This is a genomic window from Ruegeria sp. C8 (assembly GCF_056537565.1).
In genome coordinates this window covers 128,999-148,637 of the sequence record NZ_JBQFRV010000004.1, presented here as the reverse complement: position 1 = coordinate 148,637, position 19,639 = coordinate 128,999, and the positions used below count along the sequence as shown (strand labels likewise).

Here is a 19,639-nt window from a genome sequence, read left to right as displayed (position 1 = left end):
ACCTCCTCATCAATCCAGAATATAGCCGTAAGAACTGCCAAAATCTTGCTTGGCGACTTCCGATGCGCCACCTGCGCCTGCGCGCTCGGTCCGAGCAACGCGACCGTTGATAAACAGATCAAACTCACTGGGGGGTTTTACTCGATCTGTCGGCAAAGCAAGCGTTTCCCCACGGGTCGGTGAGACCAAGTGCGCGGTGATGATGATAACCAACTCACTTTGTTCTCGCTGGTACTGTGCGCTGCGGAACAGGGCGCCCAGAACAGGAACGTCGCCCAACCATGGCACCTGATTGCTCAGGTCCGTGAAGTCATCCTGAATCAGGCCTGCGATCGCAAAGCTTTCACCGTCGCGCAGCTCAATGGTTGTTGAGGTCTGGCGGGTAATGAAGCTTGGGACCGAATCGCCGTTGATCGTAAAGTCCGAAGACGTATCGATACTCGATACTGCAGTGCCAAGCTCCAAGTTGATAAGATCACCGTCGACCACGCGCGGAATGAAGTCGATCTCAACACCGAACGCGCGGTATTCGATTGCGACAACACCGTCATCTGCGGGCACAGGAATCGGGACCTCACCACCGGCGAGGAACGTTGCCTGCTGACCGGACAGAGCGGATAGGTTCGGTTCGGCGAGCGTACGCGCAAGACCTTTGGTTTCGAGTGCTTCAAGCAGTAGCCTAACTTGGGTAGAACCGGCGCCAAAACCGAACAGAATTGCGCCCGTATTTGCTTGCGCGATCGGAATGTTGTTGGCCAGCGCATTGTTCAACGCACCTTGCGTGTTTAGGGTGTTGAAACCGGCTGTGACGTCGCCGCCTCCAAAGCCAAGAGATGTCGACAGGTTCTTTGCGACCGAGCGGTTCATTTCGGCAAAGCGAACCTTCAGCATGACCTGCTGCACACCGCCGACCGACATCAGGTTCGAGACCCGGTCGGGGGCATAGCGTTCGGCTAGTTCCAATGCGCGGGCTAGTTTGGCCGCTCCTGAAACCGTGCCGGACAAGACGATGCCGTCGTTCGCAGTGCGCACTTCGATTTGTTCGTTTGGCAAGATCTGCCTCAGACGCTCTTTAAATTCAGTCACGTCAGGGGACACGCGTACGCGGACATTCGCCAAAAGCATACCGGCCCCATCGAACAGTGTAAGAGTAGTTAGGCCGGGTGCTCTGCCCAAGACATAGATCGTTCGCTCTGAAAGCGACGAGATGTCGGCAATACCGGCATTCGCGATACTCAGTTCGGCAAACGGCTCTTCACTTTCAACAACGATCGCGCGGTTTACAGGTACTTCCAGCGTTTCCACTGTGCCCTTCTTCACCACGCGAAGAGTTTCTGCCCACGCGGCATCGCCGACTGGGCTAACAACGAGCGACAACCCCAGCAGGGTTGCGCTGATCCAGGAACGTATTTTCATGTGACCTGCCTCTCCGATCACGCCTCGTTTTTATGGGTCTTATGCCCTATAGGCGAAACTCTGCGCGAAAACGGAATTTATTGCAATAATCAAGGGTTTCCGGAAGTTTCCTTATGTGGGCAATTGGCAACATAGGAATCAAATGAGCCGCGCAAATTGCGCGGCTCGGCAGGTGTAACGTCCTGAATAGGCGTCAGTTTGTACAGGCGATCACACTATCGGCAACTTCGCTGTTGCCGCGACGAATGCGCGTCTTGCAAACTTGTTGCTCCACACGTTCAGGGACGGGGGCGGCTTCTTCCTCGACGACACCCAGCAACGCGCGTTGATCGATTTCAATGACTTCTGACGACACCGTTTCATCTTCAATCCCAACAAGCGCCAGGGTCAGTCTGCCCGTGTTTTGCGCTTGCGTAAGTACAGCAACCTGTTCACGTGTGACTGCAACGGTGATCGTTCGCGCGATGGTTGTTCCAGTCACGTCCGTTCCTGCGATCTGGTCAACGGCGATAAGTTCGACCCGGGGCTGGATCAGGCGGGTGATCTCGCCATCCGCTTCGGCGGTTGTCCCGCGACGCGAACCGGTCCAGTACACGTCCACAAAATCTCCGGGGCGCAAGAAACCAGAAACGCCCGAAGCCACATCAACGCGAATGGCAAAAGCGCGCATACCTTTGTCCAGCTGAGACGTCAGACCCGCCCCTTCGCCGGGCTGAGTGATTTTGACCTCCATCAGCGCTTCGTCTTTTTCCATTGTGCGAAGAACGAAACGATCTTTGCTGCCTGACTCGGGGAAAAGAACCGCAAGGTCGGTAAAGCTGCCTTCCGGGATCGCGTTTTCTGGCCATTCAACGACGCGCACGTCGTCTTCTGCCAGGCGTTCTCCGTATTTCAGGGTTCGATTTGATACAATAACACCTACGGTTGGAATCACTTCGATCGCAGCGTTTTCTGCCGCGGCGGCCTCTAACGCGGCGGCTGCTGCTTGCCGTTCGCGTGCGAGTTCCTGTTGATAAGCAGAGATATAGTTCTGCGCCATGTAGACAGCACCACCGGCCAGAGCTAGTCCGACGATCAGGACAAGTCCGAATATCGCTCGCATACATACACCTCTTTCTGTGCTAGTTGGGCAATTTGCGCCCAACAAGAAGTTCTGAAACAGCGACCTGTTTAACGGGGAATTGTGTCGAAATCTGGGGCAAAAGCGTTTTTCGATGCAAAAACTTTTCTGTTCATCTGCGACGCTCGCGCACAAATCTCTGACGTCAAAGCAATCGCGCGCCGGACAGAAAACTCGTTGCAAACTGTCACAGGCGCACGATTTTTAGTTCAAAGATATCATTCGCCGTTTACAGTTCCGGCTGAAGTGATGCCGCCAGCGTTGTCGTTGTCACCAGTGCTGACTGTCGCCGTTGACAAGGCTTGGTCCACGTTTCCACCGAAATTGTCCATTCCGGTTCTCATCACAAGTATGAGTGCAGAGCTGAGTCCGATGATCAAAGCAACCAAGACGACCCAATCAACCGTGATTGCGCCCTCTTCGCTTTTCGCAAAGCGGTTGTGAAACTGTTTCATGTGTCGTCCTTCCAAGAGCCTCTTCTACCCAAGCCATTGCCAGCCCAAGTGCAGATAATTCGATCTATACAGTTTTAGCTGACGTGGATGGCGGAAATTGGGCCAGAAAAAGGAGGTCATGCCAAATTGCCACTGCTTTCGCATTGGTCACGGAACAAAAACTCATTTTTGACGGTGACAAAAGCGCTTGTTAAAATAGCGCCTTGTAGACTTTGGGTGTATTTACCTCAAAAAGAAAAGCCGCACCAAGATCTTGGTGCGGCCTAGTAACTTAGCTGTAAGCCAAATTATTCGTCGGTACCGGTCGCAGAGCCTGCTGCGGTGATGCCGCCTGCGTTGGTGTTGTCGCCAGTCGAAACAGTAGCGGTGCTCAGCGCGGTGTCTACGTCGTCCGCCAGGCTGGTCGCGCCGCCTTCGATTTGCTGGTATGCAACGGCTGCCAGGCCGATGACTGCTGCGGTCAGAACAACCCAGTCAACTGTTACTGCGCCGTCTTCGTCTTTGCGGAAGTTCTTGATGAACTTGATCATGTTATGTCCCTCCTAAAGGATCTAAAAAAGTCTTCTAAACCTCGGCGTCTTTCAGAGCTTTCTCTCTCAGTCCGCTCCCGATCGTCTCGGTATGCATCTATGTTTGCCTGTTGTGCGTGGCAGGAATTGGGCCAAACAGGGAAAAATTCGCCCGATGCTTAACTTTTTGGTCATTTAGTTTTTAAGGTATTGAAAATAAATATAAAAAAACAAATCTGGTTGTTTGGGGTCGTCTTTTAGCGATGCAAATTTGCGGCAAATGAGGCGAAACTGCCCCAATTTGCTTGGTTTTTCTGGCTTTACGCGAAGATTCGGGGTTCAAATCAATCAAAACGAAAACATGAGGCAGGCAAATGAATCTCCGGGACGCAGTTACATGCGCCGGCGTATTGGCGTTTCTGGCATGCACACCAGACACTGTGCGCTCGGATGAGGTCGAACCGCGTGGTGTCTATAAAAGGATCAAGGCGCCTCTGCCGGGTCAGCGGCCAAAGGTTAACATTCGGATCACCTCCGAAGAACATGCAGCCCGCCCCTCGGCGCCTAGTACTGGATCTGAGCTTGCGGTCCCTGAGGTCATCAAACGCGCCAAAGTGCCGCCGGCGGAGGACGCCCCCGTAGTCGCGACCAAAGCGCCGCCGAAAGGCGCCTATAAAGCCTTTTGGGAGAAGATCTCTCCCGAACTGGCACAAGCCGGACCAGGTAGGCTGGATTCGGCGATCAACGCCCTGGCCGCTACAAGCGTCTCGACACCCCGTTTGCAGACCCTGCAGGGCATCGTGAAAAATCAGGGCCGCGATATCCTACGCTCGACCATTGGCACCAATGTTTCGCCTGCACTGGTGCTGGCGGTTATCTCGGTGGAATCGGCTGGGCGGGCCGACGCGGTCAGCTCGGCCGGGGCGCAGGGATTGATGCAGCTGATGCCCGCAACAGCCGAGCGGTTTGGCGTGCAGGACAGCTTCCAGCCCTCACAGAATATCTCGGGTGGGGTCAAATATCTGGATTGGCTGATGGGTGAGTTCGACAATGACCCGATATTGGCGCTTGCCGGGTATAATGCCGGAGAGGGGGCCGTTCGCAAACACAGCGGTGTGCCTCCCTATGCAGAGACGCGGGACTACGTGCCCAAGGTGCTTGCGGCTTTTCAGGTCGCGCGTGCGCTCTGCGCAACGCCGCCGGTCTATGCCTCGGATGGGTGCGTATTCCAGACGCTGAACTAGGGCCTGCCTATATCAGCAGGCCCTGATCTTGGTCTAGTTGACGATGTTCGCCTCGGTTGCGGCACGGATCTCGTCTTCGGTGACGCCTTCAGCGATCTCGACGATCTTCAGGCCACCCTCAACCACATCCAGAACCCCGAGGTTGGTGATGATGCGATTCACCACCTTTTTCCCGGTCAGCGGAAGGGTGCATTTCTTCAGCAGCTTGGATTTGCCGTGTTTGTTGGTGTGGTCCATCACAACGATCACGCGGCCGACACCAGCCACGAGGTCCATCGCGCCGCCCATGCCTTTGACCAGAACGCCGGGAATCATCCAGTTGGCCAGGTCGCCTTCTTCATCCACTTCCATCGCGCCCAGTACCGCCGCAGCGATCTTGCCGCCCCGGATCATCGCGAACGAGGTCGCGCTGTCGAAATATGCGGTGCGCGACAGCTCAGTGATGGTTTGCTTACCCGCGTTGATCAGGTCGGGGTCTTCTTCGCCTTCGAACGGGAAGGGGCCCATACCCAGCATACCATTCTCGGATTGCAGGGTGATGTCCTTGTCGCCCACATAGTTTGCCACCAGCGTCGGAATACCGATGCCGAGGTTCACATACATGCCGTCTTCAAGCTCTTGCGCCGCACGGGCGGCCATCTGGTTCCGATCCCAAGGCATTATGCTTCCTCCTTCTTACGGGTGGTGCGCTGTTCAATGCGCTTTTCGTGATCGCCCTGAATGATCCGATGCACATAGATGCCCGGCAGGTGGATCGCATCCGGGTCCATTGAGCCTCGGGGGACAATCTCTTCGACTTCGGCGATGCAGATTTTGCCACAAGTCGCCGCAGGCACGTTGAAGTTCCGGGCGGTCTTGCGGAAGATCAGGTTGCCGGTGTCATCGGCCTTCCATGCTTTGACAATGGCCAGATCGGCAAAGATGCCTTCTTCCAGAATGTAGGTCTCGCCGTTGAAGTCTTTGTGTTCCTTACCCTCGGCGATCACAGTGCCCACGCCGGTTTTGGTATAGAAGCCGGGGATGCCTGCGCCACCTGCGCGCATCCGTTCGGCCAGAGTGCCCTGCGGATTGAATTCCAGCTCAAGCTCTCCGGCCAGGTACTGACGCATGAATTCCGCGTTTTCGCCGACGTATGAGCTGATCATTTTCTTGACCTGCTTGGTTTGCAGCAGGATGCCGATGCCGAAATCGTCGACACCCGCATTGTTTGAAGCAAAGGTCAGGTCCTGAGCGCCCGAGTCCTTGATCGCCTCAAGCAGCAGTTCCGGGATGCCGCACAGGCCGAAACCGCCCGCCGCGATCATCATGCCATCCGACAGCACTCCGTCGAGCGCGTCAGAGGCATTGGCATAGATTTTCTTCATGGAAAACTCCCCCAATGACATGGTGATGGGCAGGTTGTGCCGCCGCGTCAGGGGGAAGTCAACGAATCCAAGGGGCTGGTGGTATTTCTACCTACCCAACCCTAGCTTGCCGTTTTCTTCGTTGTTTTCTTGGCGGCGGCCTTCTTCTTCGGGGCAGCCTTTTTCTTCGTGCCTTTCTTTGCGGCGCGTTCATTGACCAGTTCGATGGCCATTTCCTGCGTCACATCTTCGGGCTTGATGTCTTTGGGAATAGTGGCGTTGACCTTTTCCCACTTCACATAAGGCCCATAGCGCCCATCAAGAACCTGCATGGCGCCACCATCAGGATGTTCGCCCAGCTCTTTGAGGGGGGCGGCCGCCGCGCGCCGACCACGTCCCGGATTGGCGCGTTTTTCTGCCAGCATCTCGACGGCGCGGTTCATGCCGATCTCGAACACGTCATTGGGGTCTTTGACATTGACGTAGACCGGTTTCGCCTCTTCCGGCAGTTGGTGCATGATATACGGCCCGAACCGCCCGAAGTTCGAGCTGATCATACCGCCTTCGGGGTGTTCACCGATTTGGCGGGGCAGGGACAGCAGGGTCAGGGCCTTCTCAAGGTCCATGTCATCCTTGCTCCACCCACGGGGCAGAGAGGCGCGCGGGGGTTTCTTGTTCTCGGGCGTCGGCTCTCCGCGCTGGACATAGGGACCGAACCGGCCGGATTTCAGCCAGATCTCGTCGCCTGCATCCTCACCCAGAAGACGCTCATCCCCTTCGGCCCCTTCGCCCGCGATGGGGCGCGTATAGGTGCATTCCGGATAGTTGCCGCAGCCCACGAATCCGCCGGTCCGAGAGGTTTTCAGATGTAGTTGCCCCGTCCCACATTTCGGGCAAATGCGCGGGTCCGACCCGTCCTCACGAGGCGGATACAATTGCGGAGCCAGCGCCTCGTCGAGCTTATCCAGCACTTCCGAGATGCGCAGCTCAGACGTTTCGCCAATCGCGGCCGAGAAATCGCGCCAGAATTTGCCAAGCAGATCCTTGTAGTCGCGATCGCCGGCGCTGACGTCGTCCAGCTCTTCTTCCAGATTCGCGGTGAACTCATAGCCCACGTATTGGCGGAAGAAGTTCAGCAGAAAGATCGTAACGATCCGGCCCTTTTCCTCGGGGATCAGGCGGTTCTTGTCCTTACGCACATATTCGCGGTCCTGAATCGTGGTCACGATTGAGGCATAAGTGGAAGGACGGCCGATCCCCAGTTCCTCCATCCGCTTGACGAGTGTGGCCTCAGTATAGCGCGGAGGCGGTTGGGTGTGGTGCTGCAACGCCAGAACGGCTTCGTTTTCGGACAGAATTGCTTCTTTCGCGGTTTTTGCGCCTTCTGTGACCTGAGCCTCACCTGTCGACTTTTCGAATTGGCCAATCAGAGAGTCCTTGGCAAACCGCGCGGGATCGCCCTGCATGATCTGAGGCAGGCGCTTTTCGTCGTCATCTGCCACATCGTCGCGGCCCTCTTCGTAGACACGCATAAAGCCGTCAAACAGCACCACCTGACCGGTCGCGCGCAGGCCGACCTGAGCATCGTCGCTACCGATTTCAACGGTTGTGCGTTCCAGGCGCGCAGCAGCCATCTGGCAAGCAATCGTGCGCTTCCAGATCAGATCGTAGAGCTTGCGCTGATCTTCATCGGCCACCTTCAGCTCTTTTGCATCGCGCGTCATGTCCGTCGGGCGGATACACTCGTGCGCTTCCTGCGCGTTCTTGGCCTTGTTCTTGTAGATACGCGGGTTGTCCGGCACATATTCGGCGCCAAAACGGTCCGAGATCGCATCGCGCGTGGCGGCGACCGCTTCGGGGGCCATGTCGATGCCGTCAGTTCGCATATAGGTGATGTAGCCTGCCTCATAGAGACGTTGCGCCACTTGCATCGCGTGCCGCGCACCCATACCGAACTTGCGGCTGGCCTCCTGTTGCAGGGTTGAGGTCATGAAGGGCGCGCTGGGGTTGCGTGCCGCAGGTTTCGCCTCGACCGAGGTGACACTCAGCGCGCGGCTGGTGATGGCCTGAACAGCCAGCTCCGCCTGTGTCGCGTCTTTCAGATCGTGCTTGTCCAGCTTTTTGCCGGCATAGGTGACCAGGCGCGCCTCGTAGGTCTGGCCGCGCGGTGTTTCGAACAGGGCCTTGACCGACCAGTATTCAACCGGCTTGAAAGCTTCGATCTCCATCTCGCGTTCGACGATCAGCCGCAGGCAGACAGATTGCACCCGGCCAGCCGATTTCGCGCCGGGTAATTTACGCCACAGAACCGGCGAAAGGTTGAAGCCCACCAGATAGTCCAGCGCGCGACGGGCCAAATAGGCCTCGACCAGAGGCATGTCGACCTCGCGCGGGTTTTGCATCGCCTGGGTGACGGCCTCTTTGGTGATCGCGTTGAAGGTCACGCGGCTGACTGGGGTATCTTTCTTGATCGAGCGCCGCTTGGTCAGCGCTTCCTGCAAGTGCCAACTGATCGCTTCCCCCTCGCGATCGGGGTCGGTTGCGAGGATCAGGGCGTTGTCTTCTTTCAGCGCATCGGCAATCGCCTTGACGTGTTTTTTACTGTCGTTGCCGACCTCCCACTTCATCTCAAATTCGTGGTCGGTATCGACCGATCCGTCCTTGGGCGGCAGGTCCCGCACATGGCCATAGGAGGCCAGAACCGTGTAGTCGGGGCCGAGATATTTATTGATTGTTTTTGCTTTGGCCGGAGATTCTACAACAACTACGGGCATTTAAAGGGAAACCTCGCTCGACGAATAGGGCGCCTGTTATGGTCGTGCAAAATGTGTGGGGCAAGGCCGGAATGTCAATGCGTTCCTTTTGCAGCGTGGAAAACTCCAATATTTCAGCGTCCTATAGGCCTTTGGGGCAGCCGAAGCCTTACAGGGGTGTCACGTGGCGGCACGCCCATTTCAGCTTGCTAGCGATAAAAGCCCACCGGGTTGGCGCTGGATTCGGCCCTCAAGTTCCAGATCTACCAAAGCCGGACCAAGATCACCGGCCGAAGCAGCGATATCGCGCAGCAGTTGGTCTTCGGCGATGGGCGATGGGCCGAGTCGTTCTAGGATTTGATCGTGCAGCGCCACAGCGGGTGTGGGTGTTGGCGGAGCAGGGGGCTCACTGCGCGTTTGGGAGAGGTCTTCTTCCTTGGGCAGGGCTTCGATCACATCTTCCGCAGATCGGATCAAGGTCGCGCCGTCCCGAATCAACGAATTGCATCCGGAGGCCCTTGCATCGAAGGGATGGCCGGGAACGGCCAGAACCTCGCGCCCTTGGTCCAGCGCGTCTCGTGCGGTGATCAGGCTGCCTGATTTAGCTGCAGCCTCAACTACCACGACCGCCTGTGCCAGCCCCGATACAATCCGGTTGCGGCGCGGAAAGTGGCGGGCTTGTGGTGTCAGCCCCATAGGTTGCTCTGAGAGGCGCAGGCCTGTTTCGCCGATCATATGCGCCAGGTCCGTGTTCTCGGCCGGGTAGATGACATCAACCCCTCCGGCCATCACGGCGATGGTGCCGGTGTCAAGCGACGCCAGATGGGCCGAAGTGTCGATCCCCCGGGCAAGACCAGAGACAATAGCATGGCCGAGATCCCCGAGTTCTTTCGCCAGACCACGAGCCATACGCGCGCCGAGCGAGGAACAATTGCGCGCGCCCACCATTGCGATTGCGGGTTTCTGCAGCATGGAAAGATCGCCAACGGCCCAAAGAAGCGGCGGCGCGTCAGATACATCCTGCAAAGCTTTTGGAAAATCGGCGGACCCAAGGCACACAAGCCGCGCTTTGGCGGCTTGTGCGGCCTTGAGTTCAGCCTCAATCACGCCGGGGGGGCAGATTTCATACCCGTTTATTCCGGCAACGCGTGCCATTTCAGGCAGCGCGGCCAGCGCGTTCTGCGCTGAGCCATGTTCGCTTAGCAGCCGACGAAACGTCGCCGGACCAACCTTGCGTGAGCGCAACAGGCGGAGCCACGAAAACCGATCCTCTTCCGTGGTGGGTGGGAGTGGGGGGTGATTGGAAGAATGCTGCTCTTCGGTCATCCGATGCTCCGCCTAATTGCAGAACTGGTTTACGTGTGTCGGGGTTAACAGCCTGTAAATCGTTGAAAATTAGATGCAATTTTTTGGGCGTGTTCTCCAGGGAATGCTGTTAAGCAATTGTATTGTAAGTATAAAACTTCTGCCAAGGTGAATGAGGCGCAATTCCAATTGACTTCAGCCACTCTAGCGAAAAGGCGCAGTGTTAACCCTGCGCCTTTCCTACTTCAGGTGATTCCGACTCAGGCGGCGGAACCTCCAACGGTCAGTCCGTCCATCAGAACCGTTGGCTGGCCGACGCCTACGGGCACCCATTGACCATCTTTGCCGCAGGTTCCCATTCCCGGATCCAGCGCCATATCGTTTCCCAACCCACGGATGCGGTTCAGCGCAGAGGGTCCGTCCCCGATTAGTGTCGCGCCTTTGACCGGAGCGCCGATCTTGCCGTTTTCGACCCGGTAGGCCTCGGTACAGGAAAAGACGAATTTACCGTTGGTGATGTCGACCTGACCGCCACCGAAACCCACGGCCCAGATCCCGTCCTTGATATCAGCGACCAGAGCAGCCGGGTCGGCATCGCCACCCAGCATCACCGTATTGGTCATGCGCGGCATCGGTTTGTGCGCGTAGCTTTGCCTTCGTCCATTGCCGGTAGGGGCGACGCCCATCAGGCGCGCGTTCTGTCGGTCTTGCATGTACCCAGTCAGGATACCGTCCTCGATCAATACTGTGCGAGAGCTTGGCGTTCCCTCGTCATCCACAGTGATAGAGCCACGCCGATCAGCAATCGTGCCGTCATCCACCACTGTCACTCCTTTGGAGGCAATCTGCTGCCCCATCAGACCCGCAAATGCCGAGCTGCCCTTGCGGTTGAAATCTCCTTCCAGCCCGTGCCCAATGGCTTCGTGCAGCAGGATACCGGGCCAGCCGGGGCCTAGGGCGACCTCCATCACTCCGGCTGGGGCAGGGACGGCTTCGAGGTTGATCAGTGCGATCCGCAGGGCTTCACGCGCTTTGTTCTGCCAGTCAGCGGGGTCGATCAGTCCGCTCAGGCCGACGCGACCTCCTCCACCAGCCGAGCCGCTTTCACGTCGGCCATTCTGCTCGACGATGACCGAGACATTCACTCGAGTCATCGGGCGCACGTCGCGCACCAGCACGCCATCGGGGCGCAGAATCTCGACCTCTTGCACCGCGGCGGCGATAGTGGCGCTGACTTGCACAACGCGGGGGTCAAGATCGCGGGCGAAGGCGTCGATCTCTCGCAGGGTATCAACTTTGACCGGGAAGCTGGCGGTTTCGATGGGATCTTCATCGGTATAAAGGCGTTTATTGGTCGCCATAGGGGCCTCGGCCAGGGTGCCCCCTCCGTCACCAACGGCCAGCCGAGCCGTCTCGGACGCGCGCTTCAATGCGGGAATCGAAACGTCTGTCGAATGTGCATAGCCTGCGACCTCACCCTGTACGGCCCGCAGCCCGAATCCCTCAGACGCATCGTAGGAGGCGGTCTTCAACCGGCCATCGTCAAAGACCAAAGACTCGGATTTCCGTCGTTCGACAAACAGTTCTCCGTCCTCGGCCCCGGCGGTCGCTGATTGTAAAATGGACAGCGCTTCATCATGTGGAAGAGCGCTTTCAAAAGGGCGAAACGGGGCCTGAGTCATGGGTTGTGACCTTTCCGGTTTGATCCAGATCAAAAATAGCGTCTGTTTGACGCAAGCATTTTGCTTTATCTACCCGCAGGAATATGGTTTTTAACGCGGCCAAAGACAACGGGTGTGGTTTCACCGATTCATACCTTTTCGCCAGAGACGCAAAGATCAAACGATCAGGACAAGACATGAAGAATGCTTTGATGCTTTCCGGGCTTGCTACGGCCCTCTCCAGCCTTCCCGCCATGGCTCAGGAGCTTGAGATAATTGGCAAGCCGGTTGACGGTGGAATGGGCTTTCAACCCGCAGCGACCAGCCTTGCAGACGGGATTCACAGGCTGGACGCGATGATTCTGGTGATCATCACCGTGATCTGCCTGTTTGTTGCTGCGCTGCTGGTTTACTGCATTGTTCGCTACAATCAGCGCGCCAACCCGACACCCGCGCGGTTCTCGCACTACACCCCGGTTGAAATCGCGTGGACTTTGGGTCCGATCCTGATTCTGGTGTTCATCGGCGCTTTCTCTTTGCCGGTTCTGTTCAAGCAGCAGGAAATCCCCGAAGGTGACGTGGTTATCAAAGTGGTCGGCAACCAGTGGTACTGGACCTACGAATATGTTGATCACGATTTCGCATTCGACAGCTACCTGCTTGGCCACCCCGCCACGCTGGATGAAGGCGCACGCCCTGCAGACGCGGATGTGACCCCCTTCGTTCTGGATGACGCCATGCGCGCCAAACTGGCTGATGCGGGCTATAGCGACGACGAATGGCTGCTGGCCACTGATACCGCTGTTGTGGTTCCGGTCGGCAAGGTCATCGTGATGCAGGTCACCGCATCTGACGTGATCCACTCGTGGACGATCCCGTCCTTCGGCGTGAAGCAGGACGGCGTTCCCGGTCGTCTGGCCGAGTTGTGGTTTGAAGCTGACAAAGAGGGCGTCTATTTCGGCCAGTGTTCCGAGCTTTGCGGCAAGGACCACGCGTACATGCCGATCACCGTCAAAGTGGTCAGCGAAGAGGCCTACGAACAGTGGCTGAATGGCGCGATCGAAGAATATGCGGGCACGCCGCAGAACTTTCAGGTGGCCTCGAACTGAGCGTAGACTGGGCGTTCGCGCCTTAGAATACTCGTTGGCTGCGCGCTAGAGCGCGCAGCTTTCGCCCCAAAAGGACCCAAGATGACCGACGCAAGCATCAATGCCAGCACATCGACCGCCAAGGCATACGCGGATGAGGCCAGCTTTGGCGATTATTTCGCCCTGCTGAAGCCGCGTGTGATGTCTCTGGTCGTGTTTACGGCTCTGGTCGGCTTGCTGGCGGCTCCGGCGTCGGTGCATCCGTTCGTGGGTTTCTGCGCCATCCTGTTTATCGCCATCGGTGGCGGCGCGTCTGGTGCACTGAACATGTGGTGGGATGCGGATATCGACCGGGTTATGAAGCGGACCAAAGGCCGTCCGATTCCCGCCGGTAAAGTACAGGAAGGCGAGGCGCTTTCCCTGGGCCTGGCTCTGTCGGGCCTGTCGGTGATCATGCTGGGCCTTGCGACCAACTGGTTTGCAGGGGCGTTTCTTGGCTTCACCATTTTCTTCTACGTTGTGGTCTACACGATGTGGCTGAAACGCTCGACGCCGCAGAACATCGTGATCGGCGGCGCGGCAGGTGCGTTCCCTCCGGTGATCGGCTGGGTTGCCGCAACCGGGTCAATGACGCTTGAGCCTTGGTTGATGTTTGCCCTGACCTTCATGTGGACGCCGCCACATTTCTGGGCATTGGCGCTGTTCATGCGCTCGGACTACGACGATGCGGGCGTGCCCATGCTGACCGTGACCCATGGCCGTCGCGCGACCCGTAAGCATATTCTCGTTTACACCGGCCTTCTGGCTGTTCTGGCCGTTGGCACCGCGTTCTCAGACATCGGTGGACCAGTCTATCTGGTAGTGGCCTTGGTGCTGAACGCCCTGTTCCTGCGCGGCGCTTGGCAGATCTCGCGCCGTACCGAAGACGACGCGGAAGCAGACAATTTCAAGGCCGAGCGGAGCTTTTTCAAGCTGTCCCTGCTGTACCTGTTCCTGCATTTCGGCGCGATTCTGGTTGAGGCGCTGCTGAAACCCTACGGTTTGGGAGGGTGGTCATGAGCCTGCGAAAAAGCCACGAAATTCATGAACGCCGTTTCAGCCGAAATCTGGGTGTTGGCCTGACACTTGCGGCCTTCATCGTGATCATCTTCGGCCTCACAATCGTCAAGGTCTCGGGCACCAGCCTGGGACAACCCGTGCAGGAGGTGCAAAACTGATGGCTCTGTCCGGTCCTCAGAAAACTGTTGTGCAAACCGTGGGTGTGGTTGTCCTGATGGGCAGCCTCGCTTGGGCGGCTGTGCCGTTCTATGACTGGTTCTGCCGTGTCACAGGGTTCGGAGGCACGACCGGCGTTGCCGAAGCCGCGCCTGATGATATCCTCGACCGCAAAGTGACGGTCCGTTTCGACGCATCCAAAGCCAAGGACATGGCGTGGGAGTTCAAGCCCGTCGAGCGTGAGATGGAGGTGCGCATCGGTGAAACCGGGCTGGCCTTTTATGAGGCCTACAACCCGACCGATCGCCCGATTGCGGGACAGGCGTCTTACAACGTCGCGCCGTATTCGGCAGGTGGCTATTTCCAGAAAATCGCCTGCTTCTGCTTTGAAGAGCAGGTTTTGCAACCCGGTGAGCGGGTAGAGATGCCGGTCAGCTTCTTTGTTGATCCGGAAATGGTCGAAGACCTCGAAGCGAAATATGTGCATACGATTACTCTGTCGTATACATTCTACGAAATTGACCTGCCCGAGGGCTATGCCGCCCTTGAAACGCAGGAAGACACAAACACGAACTAACGCCTTTAGGTGAGGGACGCTGATGGCACACGCAAAAAACCATGATTATCACATTTTGGCCCCGTCGATCTGGCCGCTGATCGGCGCTGTCGGTGGCTTTGTGATGCTGTTCGGAGCCGTCCTTTGGATGCACGGTGTGACGCCGTGGCTGTTCTGGGCCGGTCTCGTTGCCGTGCTGTACACCATGTTCGCCTGGTGGTCCGAAGTTGTGGTGGAAAGCCGTCAGGGCGACCACACGCCGGTTGTGCGCATCGGTCTGCGCTATGGCTTCATCCTGTTCGTGATGTCCGAGGTAATGTTCTTCTTTGCCTGGTTCTGGTCGTTCTTCAAACATCGGATGTACCCGATGTACGACTATGCGGGCACCGAATACATTCAGCCGGATATCCACGCGGTTGATCCGTTCCACCTGCCGCTTATCAACACCCTGGTCCTGCTGCTGTCGGGCTGTGCGATCACCTGGGCGCACCACGCTCTGGTTCACGACAACGATCGCAAGGCGCTGATCAACGGTCTGGCCATCGGTATCGTGCTGGGTATCCTGTTTACTGCACTTCAGGCGTATGAATACTATGAATTGCTGGCCCATGAGGACTGGCAGTTCGGCGGTGACCAGTTCTACTCGAACTTCTTCATGGCAACTGGCTTCCACGGCTTCCACGTCGTCATCGGCACGATCTTCCTGACTGTGTGTTTGATCCGCGCGATGAAAGGGGACTTCACCCCCGAGAAGCACGTCGGTTTTGAGGCCGCAGCCTGGTACTGGCACTTCGTTGACGTGGTCTGGCTGTTCCTGTTCTTCGCAGTCTACATCTGGGGACAGGCGCCGCTGTTCTAAGCGGCTCTGGTATTGAACTGCAAAAGCCGCTCTTCGGGGCGGCTTTTCCGCATTTTCGAGGGCAAGATTGCGCCCCATACAATTGCGTGGTTGCATTCTCGTGCCTGCCCCCCTTAACAAGACGCCGGTTCCTGCAACGAGCGATAGTCCTTCCATGCGCCGCACTCTGTTTCTGCTGATCTTCAGTCTCGCCGGTTTGGGCGTCTTGCTGTGGCTTGGTACTTGGCAGGTCCAGCGTCTGGCTTGGAAACAAGAGATCCTGTCCGAGATCGACAGCCGCATCGCCGCCGAACCAGTTCCGCTGCCGCAACAGGTGTCAGAGGATGAAGACAAATATCTGCCTGTGACGATCTCCGGTGATATGGAGCCTGGCGAGATCCACGTTCTGGTCTCAGTCAAGCAGGTCGGTGCCGGGTATCGCATCATCCAGTCATTCAGTACCCAGGATCGCACCATTCTGGTTGACCGCGGTTTTGTGCCCACCACGGCCAAGCAGACTGATCGTTTGACCGGCCCGATGGAGGTGACAGGCAACCTGCATTGGCCCGATGAGATCGACAGCTACACGCCCGAGGCCGATATCGACAGCAACATCTGGTTCGCCCGCGACGTGCCCAATCTGGCCGCCGCTCTGGGGGCCGAGCCGATCCTGCTGATCGCCCGGACTCAGACCGATCCGGGCGTGACCCCACTACCTGTCGACACGGCCGGGATTCCCAATGATCACCTGCAATATGCAATCACATGGTTTGGATTGGCCCTCGTCTGGGCCGCGATGACCGGATACTTCCTGTGGCGCAATCGCGCCCCTTCTGAGAGTGACCCGCAATGAAATACATCTCGACCCGTGGCCAAGCGCCTGAACTGAGCTTTGAAGAGGCGATGCTGACTGGACTGGCCCGTGACGGTGGCTTGTACCTACCCGCCGAAATCCCAACGCTCAGCCATGATGAGATCGCCGCCATGGCCGGGCTTTCCTACGAGGAGATCGCGTTCCTCGTGATGTGGCCCTATGTCAGCGGTTCCTTCGCAGAGGATGAGTTCAAACAGATCATCGCCCGCGCCTATGAAGGCTTCGGCCACGACGCCCGCGCGCCTTTGAAGCAATTGAACGAAAACCACTTCCTGTTGGAACTGTTCCACGGGCCCACTCTGGCCTTCAAGGACTTCGCCATGCAGTTGATCGGCCAGCTATTCCAGGTGGCCCTGAAACGCCGCAATGACCGCGTGACCATCGTTGGCGCGACCAGTGGCGATACCGGCTCGGCCGCGATTGAGGCGTTTCGGGGACTGGATGCGGTGGATGTGTTCATCCTCTATCCGCACGGACGGGTGTCTGAGGTGCAGCGCCGCCAGATGACGACGCCAGCGGATAGCAATGTCCATGCGCTCGCCGTGGATGGCGATTTTGACGACTGTCAGGCCGCGCTGAAGGACATGTTCAACGATTTCGATTTCCGAGATGAGGTCAAACTGGCCGGAGTGAACTCGATCAACTTTGCCCGCGTTCTGGCGCAGATCGTGTACTACTTCTCGGCTGCTGTCAGCGTTGGCGCGCCGCATCGCAAGGTCAGCTTCACCGTGCCCACCGGCAATTTCGGGGACATCTTCGCAGGCTATCTGGCCAAACGCATGGGCTTGCCCATCGACCGGCTGGTCGTAGCGACGAACCAGAACGACATCCTGCATCGTTGCCTGTCGGGTGAGGGGTATTTCAAGGGCGAGACCATCCCCTCGATCAGCCCGTCGATGGATATTCAGGTCAGCTCAAACTTCGAACGCGCGCTGTACTATGCCTACGGCGAGGATGGCAGCGCGGTCGCTCAGTTGATGGACGAGCTGAAATCCGGCGGCTTCAACGTCAGCCAAGGCGCGATAGAGGCCCTGCGCGAGAGTTTTGATTCGAGCCGCGTGTCCGAGGATGAGACGCTTGAGACGATCAAACACACTCTGGCCCATAGTGCCGAGCTGGTCTGCCCGCATTCGGCCATCGGCATCAAAGTGGCTGAGGACCACCGCGCAGCGGATGTGCCGATGATCACTCTGGCCACCGCGCACCCGGCGAAATTCCCGGCTGCGGTCGAGAAGGCGAGCGGGGAACATCCGCCTCTTCCATCCCGCATGTCTGATCTGTATGAACGTCCGGAACGGGTGACGCGGATTGCCAATGATCTGGGTGCCCTCGAGGATCATATCAGAAGGCATATAGCTGAGTGACAGTCAGACAAGACCAGCTGAAGAACGGCTTTCGTATCGTCAGTGAACATATGCCGGGGCTGCAATCGGCGGCCATCGGCATCTGGGTGACCGCCGGTGGTCGGCATGAGCGGATCGAACAGAACGGAATCGCGCATTTCCTTGAGCATATGGCGTTCAAGGGAACCGAGCGGCGTTCTTCGCTTCAAATCGCTGAGGCGATCGAGGATGTAGGTGGGTACATCAACGCTTATACCTCGCGCGAGGTGACGGCCTACTACGCCCGCGTTCTGAAAGATGACGTGGCGCTGGCGATGGACGTGATCGGTGACATCGTTCTGAACCCGGTTTTTGATCCGCGTGAGATCGAGGTCGAACGTGGGGTGATCCTGCAGGAAATCGGTCAGGCCTATGACACGCCCGACGATGTGATTTTTGACTGGTTGCAGGAGCAAAGCTATCACGACCAGCCAATGGGTCGCACCATTCTCGGTCCGTCTGAACGGGTGAGTTCCTTCTCGCGAGAGGATCTTTCCGGCTTCGTGGCCGAGCATTATGGCCCTGAGCAAATGATCCTGTCTGCGGCGGGTGCTGTGGATCACGATGCGCTGATGAAAATGGCCGAAGAGATGTTTGGCCACTTGCAACCGCGCAAGGGCCTGATCCCGGAAGCTGCCCGCTTCACTGGCGGTGAGGCGCGGCAAGAAAAAGATCTGGAGCAGGCGCATTTTGCGCTAGCCCTTGAAAGCCCCGGCTATCGCGATGATGGGATCTATACCGCTCAGATCTATTCGACGGCTTTGGGCGGCGGCATGTCTTCGCGCCTGTTCCAGGAAGTGCGCGAGTCGCGCGGGCTCTGCTACACGATCTTTGCGCAGACCGGGGCCTATGCGGATACTGGGACGACTACGCTTTACGCGGGCACGTCTGCCGATCAGGTCGCAGAGCTGGCAACCATCACGATAGACGAAATGAAGCGCGCTGCTGAAGACATGAGCGAAGAAGAGGTCGCTCGTGCCCGTGCGCAGATGAAAGCCGGGATGCTGATGGGTCTGGAAAGCCCCTCGAACCGGGCCGAGCGTCTGGCGCGTCTGGTGCAGATCTGGGGGCGGGTGCCTTCGTTGGAAGATACCGTCGCCAAGATTGATGCGGTCAGCACTGAGGATGTCCGGGCCTTCGCCGAACGCATGGCCGTTAAGGCCCCGGCGGCCTTGGCGCTCTATGGTCCGGTCTCGGGCGCGCCAACACTGGCAGATTTGCAGGAGAGGCGTGCAGCGTGATGCTGTTGGGCAGGCGCAAGCTGAAACTTGAAACCGCGCGGCTAAGGCTGCGCCCGCCTGTGCATTCCGACTTCAACGAATGGGCCGCTCTGCGTCGCGCCTCAGAGGAGTACCTTACCCCCTGGGAGCCGATCTGGGCGAGGGACCATTTAAGCCGCAAGTCTTTCACCAACCGGGTCTATTGGGCGCAGCGCTCGGTCGCCAGCGGAACCGCGATACCGCTGTTTCTGTTCCGCCGTTCGGATGACGTGCTGGTGGGGGCGATCACGCTGGACAACATCCGCCGCGGTCCTGCGCAGGCTGGAACGCTGGGCTATTGGACCGGGCAGAGCTTTGCGCGCAACGGCTATATGCGCGAGGCTATCGGCGCAGTCGTTCATCACGCCTTCACCCGTCTGGACCTCAGCCGGATTGAGGCGGCCTGCTTGCCTGAAAACAAACCCTCACGCGGGTTGTTGGAAAGCTCGGGTTTTAAATACGAGGGCGTGGCACAGTCCTATCTGCAGATCAACGGACGGTGGCGGACGCATGTTCTTTACGCCAGCTTGCGGTCGGACCGGCGGGGCAGGACGGACGCAGGTTAGGGGGCTCTGCCCCCGTCGCGGCAAGCCGCGCCTCCCCCGGGATATTTTTGGCCAG

General features: G+C 58.0%; 19 protein-coding genes. 10 read left to right on the top strand and 9 right to left on the bottom strand.

What is annotated here, in order from left to right:
* Nucleotides 1-9: 9 nt before the first annotated feature.
* The 4 genes from ACR0KL_RS07630 to ACR0KL_RS07615 all read right to left on the bottom strand — a co-directional run bounded on the left by ACR0KL_RS07630 (nt 10) and on the right by ACR0KL_RS07615 (nt 3,521).
* Entirely contained in the window at nt 10-1,416 is a 1,407-nt protein-coding gene (locus ACR0KL_RS07630; RefSeq protein WP_170677057.1) for a type II and III secretion system protein family protein, read from the bottom strand.
* 193 nt (nt 1,417-1,609) lie between these two features.
* Entirely contained in the window at nt 1,610-2,518 is a 909-nt protein-coding gene (cpaB, locus tag ACR0KL_RS07625) for a Flp pilus assembly protein CpaB (protein WP_170554675.1), read from the bottom strand.
* 236 nt (nt 2,519-2,754) lie between these two features.
* Nucleotides 2,755-2,991, bottom strand: coding sequence for a hypothetical protein (locus ACR0KL_RS07620; RefSeq protein WP_170554673.1), 237 nt, complete (start codon nt 2,989-2,991; stop codon nt 2,755-2,757).
* 287 nt (nt 2,992-3,278) lie between these two features.
* Entirely contained in the window at nt 3,279-3,521 is a 243-nt protein-coding gene (locus ACR0KL_RS07615) for a hypothetical protein (protein ID WP_170471960.1), read from the bottom strand.
* A gap of 353 nt (nt 3,522-3,874) precedes the next feature.
* Between ACR0KL_RS07615 and ACR0KL_RS07610 the strand changes: the two genes are divergently transcribed.
* Nucleotides 3,875-4,744: a lytic transglycosylase domain-containing protein gene (locus ACR0KL_RS07610; RefSeq protein WP_480776841.1), complete on the top strand. Its 870-nt coding sequence runs from the start codon at nt 3,875-3,877 to the stop codon at nt 4,742-4,744.
* Between the two features lie 33 nt (nt 4,745-4,777).
* On the opposite strand, the gene ACR0KL_RS07605 is transcribed toward ACR0KL_RS07610, so the two are convergent.
* The 5 genes from ACR0KL_RS07605 to tldD form a co-directional block, all read right to left on the bottom strand.
* Nucleotides 4,778-5,404, bottom strand: a complete 627-nt coding sequence (locus ACR0KL_RS07605) for a CoA transferase subunit B (protein ID WP_170554670.1) — start codon at nt 5,402-5,404, stop codon at nt 4,778-4,780.
* The gene (locus ACR0KL_RS07600) at nt 5,404-6,108 is read right to left on the bottom strand and encodes a CoA transferase subunit A (RefSeq protein ID WP_170640390.1); all 705 of its coding nucleotides are present in this window, start codon (nt 6,106-6,108) and stop codon (nt 5,404-5,406) included. The genes ACR0KL_RS07605 and ACR0KL_RS07600 overlap by 1 nt, the downstream gene beginning before the upstream one ends.
* Before the next feature lie 101 nt (nt 6,109-6,209).
* The gene (topA, locus tag ACR0KL_RS07595; RefSeq protein ID WP_170677061.1) at nt 6,210-8,861 is read right to left on the bottom strand and encodes a type I DNA topoisomerase; all 2,652 of its coding nucleotides are present in this window, start codon (nt 8,859-8,861) and stop codon (nt 6,210-6,212) included.
* Nucleotides 8,862-9,041: 180 nt separating this feature from the next.
* On the bottom strand, nt 9,042-10,166 hold the full coding sequence (dprA, locus tag ACR0KL_RS07590; protein WP_480776840.1) for a DNA-processing protein DprA: 1,125 nt from the start codon (nt 10,164-10,166) through the stop codon (nt 9,042-9,044).
* Nucleotides 10,167-10,405: 239 nt separating this feature from the next.
* Nucleotides 10,406-11,827, bottom strand: a complete 1,422-nt coding sequence (gene tldD, locus ACR0KL_RS07585; RefSeq protein ID WP_480776839.1) for a metalloprotease TldD — start codon at nt 11,825-11,827, stop codon at nt 10,406-10,408.
* 176 nt (nt 11,828-12,003) lie between these two features.
* Here tldD and coxB point away from each other — a divergent pair, with 176 nt between their 5' ends.
* The 9 genes from coxB to ACR0KL_RS07540 all read left to right on the top strand — a co-directional run bounded on the left by coxB (nt 12,004) and on the right by ACR0KL_RS07540 (nt 19,584).
* Nucleotides 12,004-12,915, top strand: coding sequence for a cytochrome c oxidase subunit II (gene coxB, locus ACR0KL_RS07580; RefSeq protein ID WP_170471948.1), 912 nt, complete (start codon nt 12,004-12,006; stop codon nt 12,913-12,915).
* An 81-nt stretch (nt 12,916-12,996) separates the two neighbouring features.
* Nucleotides 12,997-13,953: a heme o synthase gene (cyoE, locus tag ACR0KL_RS07575; RefSeq protein ID WP_170677067.1), complete on the top strand. Its 957-nt coding sequence runs from the start codon at nt 12,997-12,999 to the stop codon at nt 13,951-13,953.
* On the top strand, nt 13,950-14,111 hold the full coding sequence (locus ACR0KL_RS07570; protein ID WP_170377873.1) for a hypothetical protein: 162 nt from the start codon (nt 13,950-13,952) through the stop codon (nt 14,109-14,111). The genes cyoE and ACR0KL_RS07570 overlap by 4 nt, the downstream gene beginning before the upstream one ends.
* Entirely contained in the window at nt 14,111-14,686 is a 576-nt protein-coding gene (locus ACR0KL_RS07565; RefSeq protein WP_170377874.1) for a cytochrome c oxidase assembly protein, read from the top strand. Before ACR0KL_RS07570 ends, ACR0KL_RS07565 begins: the two co-directional genes overlap by 1 nt.
* 22 nt (nt 14,687-14,708) lie before the next feature.
* Entirely contained in the window at nt 14,709-15,524 is an 816-nt protein-coding gene (locus ACR0KL_RS07560; protein WP_170471942.1) for a cytochrome c oxidase subunit 3, read from the top strand.
* Between the two features lie 154 nt (nt 15,525-15,678).
* On the top strand, nt 15,679-16,356 hold the full coding sequence (locus ACR0KL_RS07555; protein WP_170639326.1) for an SURF1 family protein: 678 nt from the start codon (nt 15,679-15,681) through the stop codon (nt 16,354-16,356).
* The gene (thrC, locus tag ACR0KL_RS07550) at nt 16,353-17,741 is read left to right on the top strand and encodes a threonine synthase (RefSeq protein ID WP_170677069.1); all 1,389 of its coding nucleotides are present in this window, start codon (nt 16,353-16,355) and stop codon (nt 17,739-17,741) included. Before ACR0KL_RS07555 ends, thrC begins: the two co-directional genes overlap by 4 nt.
* Complete coding sequence (locus tag ACR0KL_RS07545) at nt 17,738-19,000, top strand: M16 family metallopeptidase (RefSeq protein WP_170677071.1); 1,263 nt, start codon at nt 17,738-17,740, stop codon at nt 18,998-19,000. Before thrC ends, ACR0KL_RS07545 begins: the two co-directional genes overlap by 4 nt.
* Entirely contained in the window at nt 19,000-19,584 is a 585-nt protein-coding gene (locus ACR0KL_RS07540) for a GNAT family N-acetyltransferase (protein ID WP_170677073.1), read from the top strand. Before ACR0KL_RS07545 ends, ACR0KL_RS07540 begins: the two co-directional genes overlap by 1 nt.
* The last annotated feature ends 55 nt before the right edge of the window (nt 19,585-19,639 follow it).